Source organism: Kitasatospora sp. NEAU-69, assembly GCF_057158765.1.
Genome location: NZ_JBWXUE010000027.1, coordinates 1 through 15,429, shown reverse-complemented (window position 1 = coordinate 15,429; position 15,429 = coordinate 1). Strand labels below are relative to the sequence as shown.

14 protein-coding genes are annotated in these 15,429 nt (G+C 70.0%); 4 read left to right on the top strand and 10 right to left on the bottom strand.

The window, feature by feature from the left end; all coding sequences use genetic code 11:
* Nucleotides 1–99: 99 nt before the first annotated feature.
* Together AC060L_RS27445 and AC060L_RS27440 are read right to left on the bottom strand one after the other, a co-directional pair.
* Nucleotides 100–294: a hypothetical protein gene (locus AC060L_RS27445; protein ID WP_483801621.1), complete on the bottom strand. Its 195-nt coding sequence runs from the start codon at nt 292–294 to the stop codon at nt 100–102.
* Nucleotides 295–475: 181 nt separating this feature from the next.
* Nucleotides 476–709 (bottom strand): hypothetical protein, encoded by a 234-nt coding sequence (locus AC060L_RS27440; RefSeq protein ID WP_483801620.1) that lies wholly within the window; start codon nt 707–709, stop codon nt 476–478.
* Between the two features lie 152 nt (nt 710–861).
* Between AC060L_RS27440 and AC060L_RS27435 the strand changes: the two genes are divergently transcribed.
* Both AC060L_RS27435 and AC060L_RS27430 read left to right on the top strand, forming a co-directional pair.
* Nucleotides 862–1,782 (top strand): helix-turn-helix domain-containing protein, encoded by a 921-nt coding sequence (locus AC060L_RS27435; RefSeq protein ID WP_483801619.1) that lies wholly within the window; start codon nt 862–864, stop codon nt 1,780–1,782.
* Nucleotides 1,739–2,053, top strand: coding sequence for a DUF397 domain-containing protein (locus AC060L_RS27430; RefSeq protein WP_483801618.1), 315 nt, complete (start codon nt 1,739–1,741; stop codon nt 2,051–2,053). Before AC060L_RS27435 ends, AC060L_RS27430 begins: the two co-directional genes overlap by 44 nt.
* A 24-nt stretch (nt 2,054–2,077) precedes the next feature.
* Here AC060L_RS27430 and AC060L_RS27425 read toward each other — a convergent pair whose 3' ends face one another.
* Entirely contained in the window at nt 2,078–2,356 is a 279-nt protein-coding gene (locus AC060L_RS27425; protein ID WP_483801617.1) for a PASTA domain-containing protein, read from the bottom strand.
* A 60-nt stretch (nt 2,357–2,416) separates the two neighbouring features.
* Nucleotides 2,417–2,977 (bottom strand): TetR/AcrR family transcriptional regulator, encoded by a 561-nt coding sequence (locus tag AC060L_RS27420; protein ID WP_483801616.1) that lies wholly within the window; start codon nt 2,975–2,977, stop codon nt 2,417–2,419.
* 99 nt (nt 2,978–3,076) lie between these two features.
* On the opposite strand from AC060L_RS27420, the gene AC060L_RS27415 reads away from it, so the two are divergent.
* Nucleotides 3,077–3,943 (top strand): patatin-like phospholipase family protein, encoded by an 867-nt coding sequence (locus AC060L_RS27415; protein ID WP_483801615.1) that lies wholly within the window; start codon nt 3,077–3,079, stop codon nt 3,941–3,943.
* A 54-nt stretch (nt 3,944–3,997) separates the two neighbouring features.
* Here AC060L_RS27415 and AC060L_RS27410 read toward each other — a convergent pair whose 3' ends face one another.
* From AC060L_RS27410 to AC060L_RS27385, 6 genes are all read right to left on the bottom strand, one after another.
* Complete coding sequence (locus AC060L_RS27410) at nt 3,998–4,378, bottom strand: VOC family protein (protein WP_483801614.1); 381 nt, start codon at nt 4,376–4,378, stop codon at nt 3,998–4,000.
* Nucleotides 4,379–4,501: 123 nt separating this feature from the next.
* Nucleotides 4,502–4,690: an antitoxin gene (locus AC060L_RS27405; protein ID WP_483801613.1), complete on the bottom strand. Its 189-nt coding sequence runs from the start codon at nt 4,688–4,690 to the stop codon at nt 4,502–4,504.
* A gap of 95 nt (nt 4,691–4,785) precedes the next feature.
* Nucleotides 4,786–5,124 carry a hypothetical protein gene (locus AC060L_RS27400; RefSeq protein WP_483801612.1) on the bottom strand — a complete coding sequence of 113 codons (339 nt, stop codon included), beginning with the start codon at nt 5,122–5,124 and terminating at the stop codon, nt 4,786–4,788.
* A gap of 112 nt (nt 5,125–5,236) precedes the next feature.
* Nucleotides 5,237–11,998 carry an RHS repeat-associated core domain-containing protein gene (locus AC060L_RS27395; protein ID WP_483801611.1) on the bottom strand — a complete coding sequence of 2,254 codons (6,762 nt, stop codon included), beginning with the start codon at nt 11,996–11,998 and terminating at the stop codon, nt 5,237–5,239.
* A gap of 158 nt (nt 11,999–12,156) precedes the next feature.
* On the bottom strand, nt 12,157–12,642 hold the full coding sequence (locus tag AC060L_RS27390) for a hypothetical protein (RefSeq protein WP_483801610.1): 486 nt from the start codon (nt 12,640–12,642) through the stop codon (nt 12,157–12,159).
* Between the two features lie 392 nt (nt 12,643–13,034).
* Nucleotides 13,035–14,489 (bottom strand): N,N-dimethylformamidase beta subunit family domain-containing protein, encoded by a 1,455-nt coding sequence (locus tag AC060L_RS27385; protein ID WP_483801609.1) that lies wholly within the window; start codon nt 14,487–14,489, stop codon nt 13,035–13,037.
* Nucleotides 14,490–14,641: 152 nt separating this feature from the next.
* Between AC060L_RS27385 and AC060L_RS27380 the strand changes: the two genes are divergently transcribed.
* A complete protein-coding gene (locus AC060L_RS27380) occupies nt 14,642–15,406 on the top strand; it encodes a CDP-alcohol phosphatidyltransferase family protein (protein WP_483801608.1) in 765 nt (254 codons plus the stop codon).
* Nucleotides 15,407–15,429 lie beyond the last annotated feature (23 nt).

Here is a 15,429-nt window from a genome sequence, read left to right as displayed (position 1 = left end):
GTACCTCGATGCGGTACCAGCAGCTCGCGAGCGGCGGGGCACGGAAATCCGCTGGGCGGATTTATCGCTTTCCGCCCAGTCGATTCGTCTCCGAATTAGTCACACAGACTGATCACCACACGATCCCTTGCAGCGAAGGCAGTCACAGGCCGGCCAGACATCGGTGATCGGGCGCAGATACGGCTCCCCGAGCACGACGTCCCAGTTCGACAGTTCGATCCGCTCGCCGCTGGCGGTGACGCGGTACGTGCGCACGGACATCATGCTCTCGCGCGGGGTCGGTCGCTTGGCCATGATTGTTCGTCAGTTCCTTTCACACACCGGGCAGTTCGGCCAGTCGAGCGGGCAACTCCGGCTCCTGGTGTGGTGGTACGAGTGCGGGCCTTCGAGGTGGTCCAGCAGTGTGAGCAGCGGCTGGACGCGCTTGCGAACCGCAGCAGCCAGCCAACAGCTGCTGCTGGCAATGGGGTTGGCGTTAGGCATCGGAAGCCTCCACGCCTCTGCTGATCAGCTCGGCGATCCGCAGCACGATCTCCGGGCGGGCGTTTCCGAGCTGCACGAGGACGAGCCCGGTGAGCAGCGACGGCTCGTCGATCCCGAGCGACGGCAGGGTGATACCGGCGGCCGCGAGGGCCTTGACGAGCTGCTCCAGCGCACGCCGTGCGGCCGTGCGCTGGGGGCGCATGTAGGAGTGGTACTTCGAGGCCATGGAATCCGCCCTCCCGGAAATTACTGACTGTGCCTCAAGAGTGGCGCTATGGAGCTACGCTGCACCAGGGGGTAGCGGAATAATCCTTTCTGGGTATACAAGAAACAGAAAGAAGTGATCTTGTGGGTAAGGAGATTGACCCCACGACGTCCATGGCAGCGCTCTTCGCGGCGCGCGTCACCCGCCTGCGGAAGGCCGCCGGGCTGACGCAGCAGGAGCTGGGGCACGTGGCCCTGGTCCACAAGTCGCGGATCAACCAGGTCGAGCGGACGACGGGGTACCCGGTCACGAAGGAACTCGCGAAGCAGCTGGACGAGGCGCTGCACGCGGAGGACCTGCTGGTGGACCTCTGGGTGCACGTGGACAAGGAGCGCTTCCCGGACTGGGCGCGGGCGTTCATGGAGCACTCGGCGCACGCGGTGGCGATCCGCGAGTACGCGGCGCATGTAATCCCTGGCCTGCTGCAAACGCGGGACTACGCCCGGGCTCTCCTGCGAGTCGATCCCGGCCTCAAGGGCGAAAAGCAGCTGGACGAACGCTTGGCAGCCCGCCTCGGACGCCAGAAGCGGCTCGCTGCGGAGGACGGACCGGAGCTCTGGGCGGTCCTGGACGAGGCCGTGCTGGCGCATCCGATCGGCGGACCGGTCGTCATGCGACGTCAGCTGGAGCACCTGCTGGAATCCGCCGAGGATCCACGCATCACCCTCCAGGTGCTCCCGTTCGGCGCGGGCGCGCACTGGTGCATGGGCGGCTCGCTGACCATGCTGACCATGCCGAACGGCGACGAACTCGCGTACACAGAAGGTGCGCACCATGGGCGGCTCTTCACGGACCCGGACGAGGTCAATCCCTTTGCCGTGGAATACGATCGGATCCGGGCGCTAGCCCTACCGCCGGACATGTCGCTGCGCATGATCCGCGACGTCATGGAGGGCAGATACCTTGGCTCACGCGTCCCGACCCGACCTGACCGCCGCCGCCTGGCTCAAGTCCAGCTACAGCAACCAGGCGGGTGGCAACTGCGTCGAGGTGGCGAACAACCTCCCCGGCGTCGTCCCCGTCCGGGACAGTAAGAACCCGCACGGCCCCGCCCTGGTGTTCAGCGCCCCGGCCTTCACCGCCTTCCTCGGGGCGCTCCAGGCCGGCGAGTTCACTCCCGCCTGGCGCAAGTCCAGCCACAGCAACCAGGAGGGCGGCGACTGCGTCGAGGTGGCGAGCAACCTCCCCGGCGTCATCCCCGTCCGGGACAGCAAGAACCCGCACGGCCCCGCCCTGCTCTTCACCGCTCCGGCCTTCAGCAGCTTCCTCGGCGCACTCCAGGCCGGCGAATTCGGCACCCACTAGATCAACTCCCGGCAGCCGCACGGTTTACGACGGCTCCGAGTCCCCGGCTTCGGCGTCGGAGAGCTTCCTGAACTCGATCACCAGGGAGCCCCGGCGGCGCATCCGGGAGCCGGGGGCGGGGTCCTGGGCGGTGACCACCCAGGTGCCCGGCCAGGTCAGCGCCCCGACCGGCGGTCCGTCCGGATCGGCGGCGGCGATGACCACGCCCGCCGCCCACGCGACCTTGCGGGCGTGAGTCACGACCAGCCCGACGATGTCGGGCACTGTCACCTCGTCGGCGGTGCTCGGTCCCATCCAGCTCATGTCACCCTCCCCCGAGGGCAGCATCCCGCCGATCGCCGGCAGGGGGAAGACCGCAGCGTTTCACCGCGCGAGGAGTTCGGCGAAGCGGTCCAGAGCACGATCGGTGCGCTCCCGGTCGCCGGTGGTGGTGAGGTCGAACAGCAGGCCCCGGACAACCGCCATGACCAGCGTGGGTGTGACCGTGTCGTCGGCGCCGCTGGAGACGTCGCGGAAGGTGGCACCGAGCGTGTCGAACCAGTCGGTGATGGCCTCGCGCTGGTCGGGATAGTTCTCGGGGTGGACCAGCCCGTCGGCGTGCACCTCGAAGAACAGCCGCACGAACGGCGCGCGTTCGTCCGCGCTCATCCACGCCCAGATGCCGCGCAGCCGCTCCTGCACGGAGCCCGTCCTCGGCGGAAGGTGCTCGGCCAGACGCACCGCGCCCCGGCGGCGGGCCTCGGCGAGGACCGCCGCGACCAGCTCCTGCTTGCTGCCGAAGTCGTAGAGCAGCATCCGTGGGCTGGTGTCGAGGGCCACGGCCAGTGGCCGCAGGCTCAGCCCGGCCAGGCCGTGCGTCAGCACGTAGTCGGTCGCCCGCGCCAGCGTGCGCTCGCGGCGGGCGGGATCTGCGGGTCGCCCCACGGTCGTCGGTCTCCGCTCAATGGCTCGTCGGCAACTCGGAAGTGAATCAGCGTCAGCGAGTATATGGTACGACTGTTTCAACAACGAGGGGAGACCGCCATGACCGCCATGACCGCCATGCACGCCTTCGCCCGAGCACTCGTCCTGGGCCCCGGGAGTCACGTCGGCACGGCCTGGACGGCCGGGCTGGCCCACGGTCTGCGCCGCGACGGCGTGAATCTGGGCGAGGCCGACCTGATCGTCGGCACGTCGGCCGGCGCGATCGTCGGCGCGCTGCTCGCCACCGGGCAGGACCCGGGGCGGCTCGCGACCTCGACCCGTCTGCCGGCTCACCGGGTCAAGGCGGACCCCGGGCGGATGGGCGCGGTGTTCGCCGTGCTCGGCGACCGCAGCCTGGAACCCGGCGAGGCCAGGCGCCGCGTCGGCCGGCTCGCGCTCGACGGCGCCACGCCCGAGGCCGAGGAGGCACTGATCGCGGGGCGCGCCGCCCTGATCGGTGCGGACGCGTGGCCGCAGCGGCGGCTGCTGATCGCGGCCGTCGAGGCGACCACCGGTGAGCCCGTGGTGTGGGACCGCGAGAGCGGCGTGCCGCTGGTGCACGCGGTGGCGGCAAGCAGCGCCTTCCCGGGGGCCGCGCCGCCGGTCGCCATCGACGGCGGGCGGTACCTGGACGGCGCGCTGCGGGCCGGCACCAACGCCGATCTCGCGGCCGGAGCCCGCACGCTGGTCGTGATCGAGCCGATGGCGCACCTGTTCCCCCGCGAGCCGCTCAACCAGCAGCTGGCGACCGTGGGGGCGGACACCGTGGTGACCATCGGCCCCGACCCGGCCTCGGTACTCGCCTTCGGCTCGGATCCGGGCGACCTGGCCGCCTGGGAACCGGCGTACCAGGCGGGCCTTCGCCAGGCCGGCGACGTCGTCGCGCAGCTCCGCTCCGCGTGGAAGACGGCAGCCGAGGCGGCCTGACCCCGATCAGGCCAGGCGGGGCGGGCCGCGAACCTCCCGTCGGATCAGGTCAGATCAGAGCGACTTGAGGCGAGCCCTGAGCAGGCAGAACTCGTTGCCCTCGGGGTCGATCAGGACGTGCCACGGCTCGTCCCCGGTCTGGCCGATGTCGGCCGGGCGCGCGCCGAGGGCCAGTAGGCGTTCGAGCTCGGCGGCCTGGTCGCGGTCGGTGGCGTTGACGTCGATGTGCAGCCGGGGCTTCGCCCGCTCCGGCTCGTCCGTGGGGCTGAGGATGATCGTCGGCTGCGCACCACCGAAGCCCTCGCGCGGGCCGATCTCCACCGCGCCGTCGCTCTCGCGATCGAGCACCACGAAGTCCAGCACCTCGCACCAGAACCGCGCCAGCAGCTCGGGGTCACGGCAGTCGAGCACGAGCTCACTGATACGGCATGCCATGAGCGGAACCTGCTCTCGTCCGGGAGGTGACAGCAACCCGGCGACCGTACCGGACGAGGCGAAGACGGGCGAGGTGATTTCCGGGCCAGGGGCGGCCTCGATGAGACCGCCCCTGGTGCAGTACTAGCGGTCCTCGGACTCCTGCTGGTCCGTGCCCATCTGCTCGTCGATCTTCCGCTGGACCATGTCGGTCTGGCTCTGGTACTTGTTCCCGGTCTTCGCGTCGAAGGCGTCGCCGGCCTTCTCGACGCCCTGCTGGGCCGTGTCCTCGTGTCCCTTGAGCAGGCCCTTGAGCTTGTCGAGCATCGACATGGTCGTCCTCCTGGGAGATCGCCTGACTCCCCCCAGGATCACCGGGAAGGAGCCCGGCCGCATCCCGGGACAGCGCGAGGCCGACGCCGGCCCGTTCACTCCTCGGGCGTCTCCGCCTGCTTTGCGGCCCCCTGCTCGTCGAAGCGGTCCAGGAAGTCGTCCATGTCCTGCTCGGTGCGGTGGATGAGTGAGAAGACCTCGCTGCCACTCCCGGGCGCTCCCTCCGTGGCCAGGTGGAAGGACTGGGTCAGCGGCAGCACTTCGAAGTCGTTCTCGGCGGCGTACGCCGCTGCCTCGTTCTCGGCCAGTTCCATCGCGGCCTCCATGGAGTCCGCCTGCCAGATGGTCATACGTTCCTCGAAGGGCTCGCCCTCCCATGGCGTCCAGCGGAAGAAGGTGCGCACGCTGTACCAGGACTGCTCTTGCTCGGACACGCGTCCAGCCTCTCGTTCGGATGAGCCGGGTGGACCGGCACTGCTGAGCAGCGCCGGTCCACCCCGCGGAAACAGTAGCCACGGGGGAGGTTCCCCGCGGTTCAGGTGTGGGCTACCAGTCGAACACCGCCGACAGGCCGAGGCCGATTGCGGCGACTGCGCCGACGACTGCCGCTCCGACTGCCTCGAACGGGATCGCCGCCACTGCGACGACCACCACCGCGACTGCGGCAACCACAACTGCGGTGGTCACCACGGCATCCTGAATGTCGGAGGAGAAGTTGCTCTGACCACCGCCACCGCGCTTGCGCGCGTTGCGGTCGCCGGAGAACTTGTCGCCCTGCTTCAGCTTCTGCTTAGCGCTGTTGACCAGCTTCTTGTCGCCGGGCAGTGGCGGGTCACCGTTCTGCTGACGATCCAGCGCGTCCTGCTCGTCCTGGCTGAGCTGGGCCCCACTCTGCTTCGAGTACGGTTTGCGCGATCCGCCCTTGCCGCCCTTGTCGCCCATCGCCAGCGCACAGAGCAGGCCCGACGGATCGGCTTTGTTGACCGGGTCGTTGTCCGCGTAGGTATATGCCGATCGGCTGGCGCCCAGGGCCGGGTCGACGGTGAGGAACTGCGCGGTCGCCGGATCGTAGTAGCGGGCCCGCAGGTAGATCAGGCCGCTCTCGGCGTCCGTGTACCCGCTGCCGAACTGCAGCGGCGTGGTGCCGGTACCGGTGTGGGCGGTCACATTGCCGAACGGGTCGTAGGCGTAGGCGCCGACGATCGCGCCGGTACTGTCCAGCAGCGCCCGGGTCGATGCCAGGCTGTCGTGGAAGTACCACTGTGTGCCGCTCGCGGAGATCTGCTCGATCGGTGCGCCGTCGGGCCCGTACAGGTAGCTGGTGGTGCCGTCGGACAGCAGGTCGGCTGTCTGCCCGTCGTCCCAGGTGAAGGCGAGCGTGCTGCCGCCGGCCGTCTTGGAGGTGCGCAGACCCTGGCTGTCGTAGCTGTAGCTGCCCGAGCCTCCCGGACCGGTAAAGCTGGTCAGCTGGTTGCCCGCGTTGTACGTGTAGGTGCTGCCGATTCCGGTGGCCGGTGCGGTGGTGGTCCGATTGCCGCGCTTGTCGTAGGTGTAGGTGGTCGCGCCGACTGGAGCGCTCGCGCAGCCGGCAGTGCTGGTCGCACCGGGCAGCGTCCAGCAGAGCTGGTGGGCGGCGTCGAACGCCTGGCTTGATCCGGCGGTGGTGGTGGGGTTGCGCGCAGCGTCGTAGGCGTACGACGAGGTGCTGGAGCCGGTCGTCGAGCTGGCCAGTTGGCCCAGCGCCGTGTAGCCGAGGCTCTGGGCCGCGCCGGGCAGCCCGGTCGGCGTCAGTCCGGTCAGGCTGCCGGCGTTGTCGCGGCTGTAGACGAGCGACGCGAGCGCACCACCGTTGTTCGTGACCTGGCCGGCACTGGGCCGGTCGGTGTCGTCGAAGGTGTTGGTGACCGTGTCGCCGTTCGGGAAGGCGGTGGTGAGTAGGTTGTTGTCGCCGTCAAACCCGAATGTGGTGCTCTGACCGTTCCAGTCGGTCAATTTGGCTGGGTGGTTGCTCTTGTCGAAGGTCTCGGTGACCTGCTGGGAGGGGCCGCCGGGGTACGTGGTCGTGACCTGGTTGCCGTTGGCGTCGTAGCCGTAGCCGACCGTCTGACCGGCGCCGGTGGTCTTCGAGACCACCTCGCCGAAGGCGTCGTACTTCCAGCTGGAGGTGCCGGTGCCGTCGACGACCGCGGCCCGCCGGCCGCCGGCTGTGTAGGAAATCGACCGGACGGCGGGTGTCGTGGTGTCCGAGTAGGCCACCGAGGTCAGCTGGTTCGCCGGGTCGTACTGGAACGTGGTGACCTGGCCGGCGGGATCGGTCGTGGTCGCCGCGTTGCCGTTGGCGTCATAGCCGAACGAGGTGGTGCGGTTCGCCGGGTCGGTCTGGCTTGTCCGACGAGCGCGGTTGTCGTACCCGAAGGTCGACTTCTGGCCTGCCGCGTCCACGGCGTCGGCGATCGTGCCGTCGGCGTTGTAGTCGGTGCGGGTGACCGAGCCGTCGTTCATCGTGGCGGCTGTCAGCTGGCCGGCGAAGTCGTAGGAGTACGTGGTGGTGCGGCCGTCACCATCGGTCGCCGAGATCTGGTTCCCGTCCGCGTCGTAACCCGCGCCGACGGTGTGGCCGAGCGCGTCCGTGGTGCGAACGGCATTGCCCCAGGAGTCGTACTGAATCGTGGTGCAGCCCTTCGCGGGCGGAGTGCAGCCGGGGGTCGTGCCCGCTGCCACGCCGTTGGCCGTGACGGTGGAGGTCAGCCGGCCGGTTGCGGTGTCGTAGCCTGCCCGGGTCTGGTTGCCCTGGCCGTCGGTGACGGAGACCTGGTCACCGTAGGCGTCGTAACTCGCGCTGCGGGTGTTGCCGTTGGGATCGACCGTACGGGTCAGGTCGGCCGGGTAGGTGGCGTTGTCGTAGTAGAGGGCTGCACTGCGGGCCGGGGTGAGGCCATCGGATGCCTGCTTCGACACGCTGGTCAGCTGGTTGTGGCCGTCTGCCGCCGAGTTCGTGCCACTCGCGGTCGCAATGTGGCCGGCCTCGTCGTAGCGATAAGAGGTCTGCAAACCATCGGGGTCGACCAGCAGGATCAGGTTGTCGTTCCCGTCGTACGACTTGACGGTGGTGAAGCCGCGCTGGTCGCTGGACGAGATCTGGTTGCCGTGATCGTCGTAGGTGAACGTCTGGGTGCCGCCCTTGGGATCGGTGATCCCGGAGATGCCCAGACTGACCGGGTCGTAGGAGTAGCTCCAGGTCCCGGCGTCCGAAGTGCCGTAGCCCTTGGTCTCGGTGGCCAGCAGGCCGTTCTGGTACGTGTCGAGGGTCTTGTGGCCGGCCGGGTCGGTGACCAGGGTCTGGCCGGTGACCAGGTTGTTGGTGGTGTCCGGACCGTACGTGAACTGCGTGGTCCGGCCCAGCTGGTCGGTCTGGGTCAGCACGCGCTCGGCGGAGTCGTACGTCATCGAGACGACCGGCGCCGGGGTGGCGGTGCTGCCGAAGGCGGTCGGCTTGGTCATCGAGTTGAGCAGGTGCGCGGCCGTGTAGCCGTACTGCGCGTGGTCGTTGTCCTGCAGTGTGGGGGTGCGGGTGGTGCCCACGCCGTAGACGTCGGTCAGGTTGCCGTTCGCGTCGTAGCCGTAGGTGACCTGGCGGCCGGCGGTGTCGGCGAGTGCGGTGATGTGGCCGCCGGACCAGGTGAGCGTGTAGGCGCGGCCGGCCGGGTCGGTGATGGTGGACAGGTTGCCGTTGCCGTCGTAGGCCAGCGTGGTGGCGTACGGCGGGTTCGCCTTGGTGCCCGCGAGGTCCGTCTCGGCCGTCAAGTGTCCGGTGGCGGTGTCGAAGGTGTAGATCTCCTTCGACTTGCGCGTGAGGGTGTAGGTCGCCCCGTTCTTCACCAGCGTCGCGTTGTAGCGCGGCGCCGAGGGCGCGTAGGTGCCGTTCGTGTTGACGAAGGTGACCTGGGAGCCGTCCTCCTGGTGGACGGTCACGTTCCCGGTGCCCGGATCGGTGGTGGCGCTGAGGTTGTAGGAGTACGTCCAGCCCCAGCCGAACGGGCCGTTGACGGCGAGCGAGCCGTTCGGGCCGCTCGGGTCGGCGAGCGCGGAGGCGTAGCTGCGGCCGAAGTTCAGCGGCATGCCGCGGCCGGGCGTGGTCAGGTCGGTGAAGTCGTCACCGAAGTACCCGGTACTGGTGCTGACCGGGTCGCCGGCGGTGCGCGCGACACAACCGCACTGGACCCAGGACGGGTTGCTGCCCTTCGGCGCGTCCTGCACGGTCGGCGGGCCGCCGATCGGCTGGCCGGGCGTGCCGCCCATCGGGACGAACGCGACGGCGTCGTAGGCCACGTCGTAGTTGCTGTAGTCGACTCCGCTGGGGGCTGCGGTCTCGCTCTTGTTGGTGAGCTGGACGTTGCCGCCGTTCTGCATCGCGAACGTGCCGATGGTGACCCACTGTTCGGATCCCCAGTTCTGGTTCACCCGGATCTTCCACGGGGAGACGCCCCCACCGGGGTTGATCGTGTAGACCACGTTGGTGGCGGTCGCGGCCGTGGCCGGCAGGTGCAGCTTGATCTTGTAGTACTGGAGCTTCGGCAGGTTCGGCGTCCAGGTACCGGTGTTGACCTGGCTCGGGTCGGAGCCGTCCACCGTGTGGTTGAACAGGATGTGGCCGCCGAAGCCGACGCCCAGCTGGTGGGTGTCGATCGCGCCGAGCGGCGCGCCCGCGGCGTTCGTCCCGTAGCTGAGGTTGAAGGTGCCGCCCTGGGTCCAGTTCGGGCTGCTGCAGCCGACCAGGTTCAGCGGTGGGTAGCTCTGCGACTCGGCGACGATGACCGGCGCGCCGTTGGACGTGGTGGGCACCTTCGCCGGGTCCACGTTGCAGGTCGGCGGGTGCGGATCGGCCTGGGTGGGCTCGGTGGAGCCGGACGACCAGGTGTAGTCACTGGTCGTACAGGTACTGGTGCAGTCCCCCGCCCAGCTGGTGGGGGTGTGCCAGAAGCACTCGCGGTCCGCCAGCGTGCAGTAACTGATGTTCGGGTTCGACTGGTTGATGTAGTTCGGGTCGCACTTGCTGTCGGCACTGCAGAAGGTGGCGACCGGCGGGACCTGGAGCCAGTTCTGACCGCCGTGGTAGGTCGGCTTCGCGAAGGACGGGGTGAAGGCGGTGCCGTTGAAGCGCAGGATCGGGCTGGCCATCCAGCCCATGATCCGCTCCTCGTACGGCCAGCTGCCCGGGTGCTTGGCGTCGTCGTAGCTGGTGCGCAGGAACGGTGCGCGGTTCGGCGGGTAGTCCGGGTTGACCGGGTTGTTGCCCCAGCCCAGGCCCCAGGTGCCGTCCGGCCCGGTGCAGGTCGGGCTCGGGGTGCACTTGGTGGTGTTGCCGTGGTTCGCGTCGGGCTGGATGCCGGAGTTGTAGGCCCAGGTGGCCAGGTACCAGTTCTCCAGGTAGCGCGGGTCGCCGCCGTTCACCAGGATGCCCATGTTGTAGAGCGAGTTCCAGGTGTTCTCCAGGTTCTGCAGGCCGGCGGCCACGTTCTCCTGGTAGTCGACCGCGATCTTCCACTGGCCGTGCGCCGAGAAGATGCCGTCGCCGACGGACATGCCCGCGGTGACCTGGCCCAGGCCGTAGCCGCAGTCGGCCTTGGAGTAGTCCAGCTGGGTGACCGTGCCGCCGGCGCCGTAGTAGTCGCCGATCAGCGGTCCGCCCGGGATGCCCGGCAGCGCGTGCCAGGACGCCTGGCTGAAGTTGCTCTCCTGGGAGACGACCGCCTCGTAGACCGAGCGCGGCACCGAGTCCCAGCTGTCCCCGGCCGGGTGCTTCAGCGGGATCCGCGGGAAGTCGCTGTTGGGCGCGTAGGCGACCAGGCCCAGGTTCGCGAAGTTCGCCGGGCGGGTGTACTGCGGGCCGGTCAGCAGGCCCTGCTCGGCCATCTGCACCGCCCACTCCACCTGCTGCGGCGAGGTCTGCATGACCTGGCGGTTCTCGTCCAGACGCGGTACCGCGCACTTGGGGGTGGTGGTGTTCGCGGCGCCCGCGGCGGCGAGTGCGGCGAGGCGGTTGCCTGCGCTGGGCGCCGCTGCCGCGTCAGGGGCGGCCGCATCAGGGGCCGCCGCGTTCGGGGCGGCCGCGTTCGGGGGGCGCGGCGCGGTGGACGGGTCGGCCGAGGGATCGGCGCCGACCGTGGTGTCCGGCAGCACGGTGTTCGGCGAGGGCGTCTCGCTCGCCTTCGGCTGCTGGAGCACCTTGCTGCCGGCGGTCGCGACCACCAGCGGGGTCGCGGCGCTGTCCGGCGCGGCGGCGGCCTCGTCGCCCTGCGGCGTCGCGGCGGCCGGCTGCGGGGCCGCGCCCATGACGGCGCCGCCGTCCAGCGAGACGGCCTCGGCACCGAGCGGCAGCGCCTTGGCACTGACGCCGACCATGCCGGACTTGCCGTCCAGCTTGTCGGTGCCGACGACGACCGGCTTGCCCGCGCGGCCCGGAAGCAGCTGCACGGAGGTGCGCGGCCCGGTGCCGACCGTGGTCAGCTTGCCGCCGTGCTCCTTCAGCACGGTCGCGCTCTGGTCCTGCGTCGTGGTGGTGACCAGGCCGATCGAGCCGTCGGCCATCGGCCGCAGGTCGAAGGCCGTGCCGGAGACCTGGGCGAGTCGCTGCGGCTTGCCGGCGTCCGAGCCGGTCTCCGGGATCTTCACCAGGTTCGCGCCGACCACGCCGACCGGGCCGTCGTTCGTCGGCACCACCGAGGTGACCTGGGCGCCGACGGTCGTCGTGTGCTCGACCTTCCCGGCGGCCAGATCGACCGTCAGGATCTGCGTGCTCTGCTGCTCCGCCCCCGGGTTGGAGGTGAACGCGGCGAGGTCGCCGGTGCCGCAGCCGGGCGAGTGGTACTTCAGCGCGACGCCCGAGGCGACCGGCTTGACCGCACCGCTGTGCAGGTCGACCGAGTACGCGATGGCGCCGTGGTCGCGGGCCTCCTGCACGTTGACGGCCGAGGACGGCAGCACCGTGACGGCGGCGAACTTGCCGTCGCCCGAGGTGCACTGGTAGCCGGTCCAGGACTCGTCCTCGATGCCGGCCGGGCGCAGCAGCGCCACCTCGTGCCAGCTGTAGCCGGTACCGCCCCTGGCCACCGCGAGGTGGTAGCCGCTCGCGTCGCCCCAGCCGTTGAGCAGCACGTCCTCGGCCGGGCCGAGCGGCGTGGTGACCGGCTTGGCGGCGGGACCCCGCGGGGTCGCGGCGGGGGCGGCGGTCGGGTGCGGGGCCGCGGCGGCGGGGTTGGTGAGGCCGATGGCAAGGGAGACCGAGAGGCCGACGACGACGCCTGGCACGCCCAGCGCGTACCAGCTCGTTTTGTGTCGAATTCTATTTAAAGACATGACAGTTGACTGTCCTTCAGAAGGTGTGTGGAGGAGTCGGGAGCGCCCCGGACGCACTGCGGCAGCAGACCCGAGGAATCAGGATCTGCTGCCGTGGTACCTGGTGAAGCTCAGCCGCCCTGGCAGGCGTGCACGCTGCCCTGCTGGAGGTTGTACGTGCCGGTGGACCAGACGGCCTGTCCCCCGGTGTTGTAGATGACCAGGTTGCCGTCGTCCTGCACCGCGACCACACCGCCGGGAGCCGGGTTGCTCGTACCGAGGTAGCAGATGTCGGTGTTGCCGGACCAGAGCGAGATGTAGCCCTGGCGCGAGAAGTTGAGCACGTTCGGGATGTCGCCGTAGTAGGTGCCGGTCGCCCACAGGGCGTGGTTGTCGCTGGTCCGGTACAGGACCAGGTTCCCGTCACACTGGAACTTCAGGTACGTCTGGTACGCGTACCAGGTGGCACCGCAGCTGTAGTTCGGCGTGCTCGCCGTCAGCGGGATCTGGGGGCCGGTCCCGGTCGCGGACGCGGACGGAGCACCCGCCAGCAGCATGGAGACCGCCGCACCCGTCGCGGTTGCGACAGCGCCGATCTTCTTGAGGACGTTCTTCACGAAGCGAGAGCCTTTCGGGGTCGTCTGCACATATGACTCAGACTCATCCGCCACAACCCCCGTGAGGATTGTTCGATGACATACCGGACAAGCCGCCCGATATGGCGACCGGATACTCACCGGAAGCGCGCATGGCTGAGCCGCACCGCCGTCGGCGCCGCGATGGCGGACAACAGCCACCGGGTCAACACGCCGTCGACAGACGGCCCCCCAGCAGTTCTCTCCCCCGCGGCCGCCGGTTCGGCGGCGACTCCCGGACGGTAGTTCATCCACGCACGACACGACAGGAGTTTTAATGCGAACTAGTTCTTTCCGGCCAGTTCCTGATGAGGTTTTGATACGAATAGGCGTCACCAGGTGAACGGAAGTGGCCGAAAACCAGTCGCCGCGCTCTACCCGGCCTGGCGGTGCTGCGCGAAGGTCTTCAGCAGCCGGCCGGTCGCCGAGCGGACGATCTGCCGCACGTCGGCCGGCACCCCCGGGCAGTCGTCGGTCCGCAGGGCGCAGATCCAGTTCTCGGTGCCGGCGTCGAAGACCGTGGCGCCGCTCGCCGCCGTGTAGGAGGTCGCGTTCGCCGTGGTCGGCGGGCCGAAGGCGCAGGCGACGGCGGCGTGGCCGAGCACGGTGACCTGCGGGGCGCGGCCGGAGACGGTGTCGAGGTGGTCGGACTCCGGGCCGACCAGTCCGGTCAGCTGCTGCCCGGCCGTGACGCCGGTGCCCGACCAGAACGCGCCGCCCGGTGCGTCCACGACCAGCGGGGCGTTGGTGTGCGTGTCGCAGGCGTAGGACTGGCCGGTCAGCGAGCTCTGCGGGTCGGCGTCCGGCGGGCTCGGCCAGTCGCCGGTGACCCGGCTGTCCTCCTTGCCATAGAGCGGATCCTCCTGCGGCACCTTGTAGTTGACCTCGACCCGGTCCGGCCCGTCGGCGGCCGGCTCGAACCGGATCTTGCGGTAGACCGCGTTCGCGCCGAGGAACGCGAGGTCGCTGCCGGCGTCCCGGGCGTGCGTGACGGTGGCCCGCATCGCCGGGGACCAGTACTCGTCGTGCCCCTCGCTCAGCACCGCCGCCGCGCCGTCCAGCGCGTGCGGGTCGAGGTCCAGGTCCACGCTCGTGCGGTAGGCGAGCGGCAGGCCCTGGCGCTCGGCGAACTCGACCAGAGGCTGCTCCAGGTCGAAGAAGTCACCGGCGCCGGCCTCGTCCTGGTAGGGGCGGTCGAAGCTCACCGCCCGCGCGCGGGTCGCGAACGCGCCGTCCGGCCCGAAGTACAGGTTCCGCCCGCCCCAGGTGTTGTACGCCTGGTAGGAGGTGACCGGCTGGACAAGCACCACCCGCCCGGCCACCGACGGCGACTCGACGGTCAGCGGCACCCAGCGTTTGCCGCCCGACGCGGCGTCCAGCCGGAGCAGGTACGACCCCGGCGGCCACCCGTCGGTGTGGACGGTCACGCTCTGCTGCCACGGTGCGACCGTCATGCCCCGGGCGTCGGTGGTCGGCGCGGGCTGCGTGTGGCCGGGCGTCGGCGGCGAGCTCCAGACGAGGCGGGCGGGCAGGCCGCCGGCGTACGCGCCGAAGCGGTAGGCGCGGACCTGGAAGCTGCCGGCCGTGGTGGAGACCATCAGGTGCACCGGCGTGCCGGGCGCCACACCGGTGCGATCGGCGTAGCCCTGGATCTCGTCCACCGGCCCGGGGGCGCCGATCGCCCAGTCCGGCGCGCCGGGGAGGGCGGCCTCCGAGGTGGCGGCCGGGGCGGCGGAGACCGGATGAGCGGGAGCCCGGTGCGCACTGGTACAGCCGCCGACGAGCAGCACAGCGACGAGTGGGAGGATGACCCGCCGGGCGAATGGCACGCCCCGACCGTACTGCGCGGGCCGTGCCGGTCGGCTCGTTTGCGCTGACGCCGCGCCCTGCGCTTGCGTGGTGATCACGCAGGCGGGCCGGATTGGCCGAGCGGACGCTTCGCAAGCAAGACTCTCTAGCAAGACCAAGACACGGAGACGGCATGACCAGGGTCCAACTCGAAGAACTGCGTGCAGTGATCCACCCGCCGGGCAAGCTCGACAGCCGGGCGGAACACTGGGCCGGACGCCTCTACATGCGCTCCATCTCGCTGCGGGTGACCCGGCTGATGCTCGGCACCCGCTGGTCGCCGAACCAGATCACCGGCGTCATGGTGGTCGCCGGCGTACTCTCCGGAGTCGCGCTGCTGCTCCCCGGGCTGCCCGGCGCCGTGCTCTGCGTGCTGTTCATGCAGCTGTACCTGCTGCTCGACTGCGTGGACGGCGAAGTCGCACGCTGGCGTCAGCAGTTCAGCCCGCTCGGCGTCTACCTCGACCGGCTCGGCGCGTACCTCGCGGACGCCGCCGTGATGATCGGCATGGGGTTTCGGGCGTCCTCGCACGGGCTCTCGTGGTACGTGGTCGCCGGGATGGCCGCCGCCGTCGGCGTACTGATCCTCAAGGCCTCCTCCGACCTGGTGCACGTGGCGCGAGCGGACAGCGGCCTGGCGAAGGCCACCGACCAGTCGGTCGTGCCGCGCTCCTCGGGCCTGGCCAAGGTGCGCCGCCTGACCTCCGCCGTGGGCCTGCACCGGCTGGTCAACGGCATCGAGTGCACGCTGGTGCTGCTCGTCGCGGCGATCGTCGACCAGGCGCTCGGCAACCTGACCGCGACCAAGGGCGTGGTGATCGGCGTCACGGCGATCGTCTGGGTGCTGGTGCCGGCGCACATCGTCTCGATCGTCGCCTCGTCCCGCCTGAAGAAGTAGCCGTAGTGGTGGGGGGGGGGGGG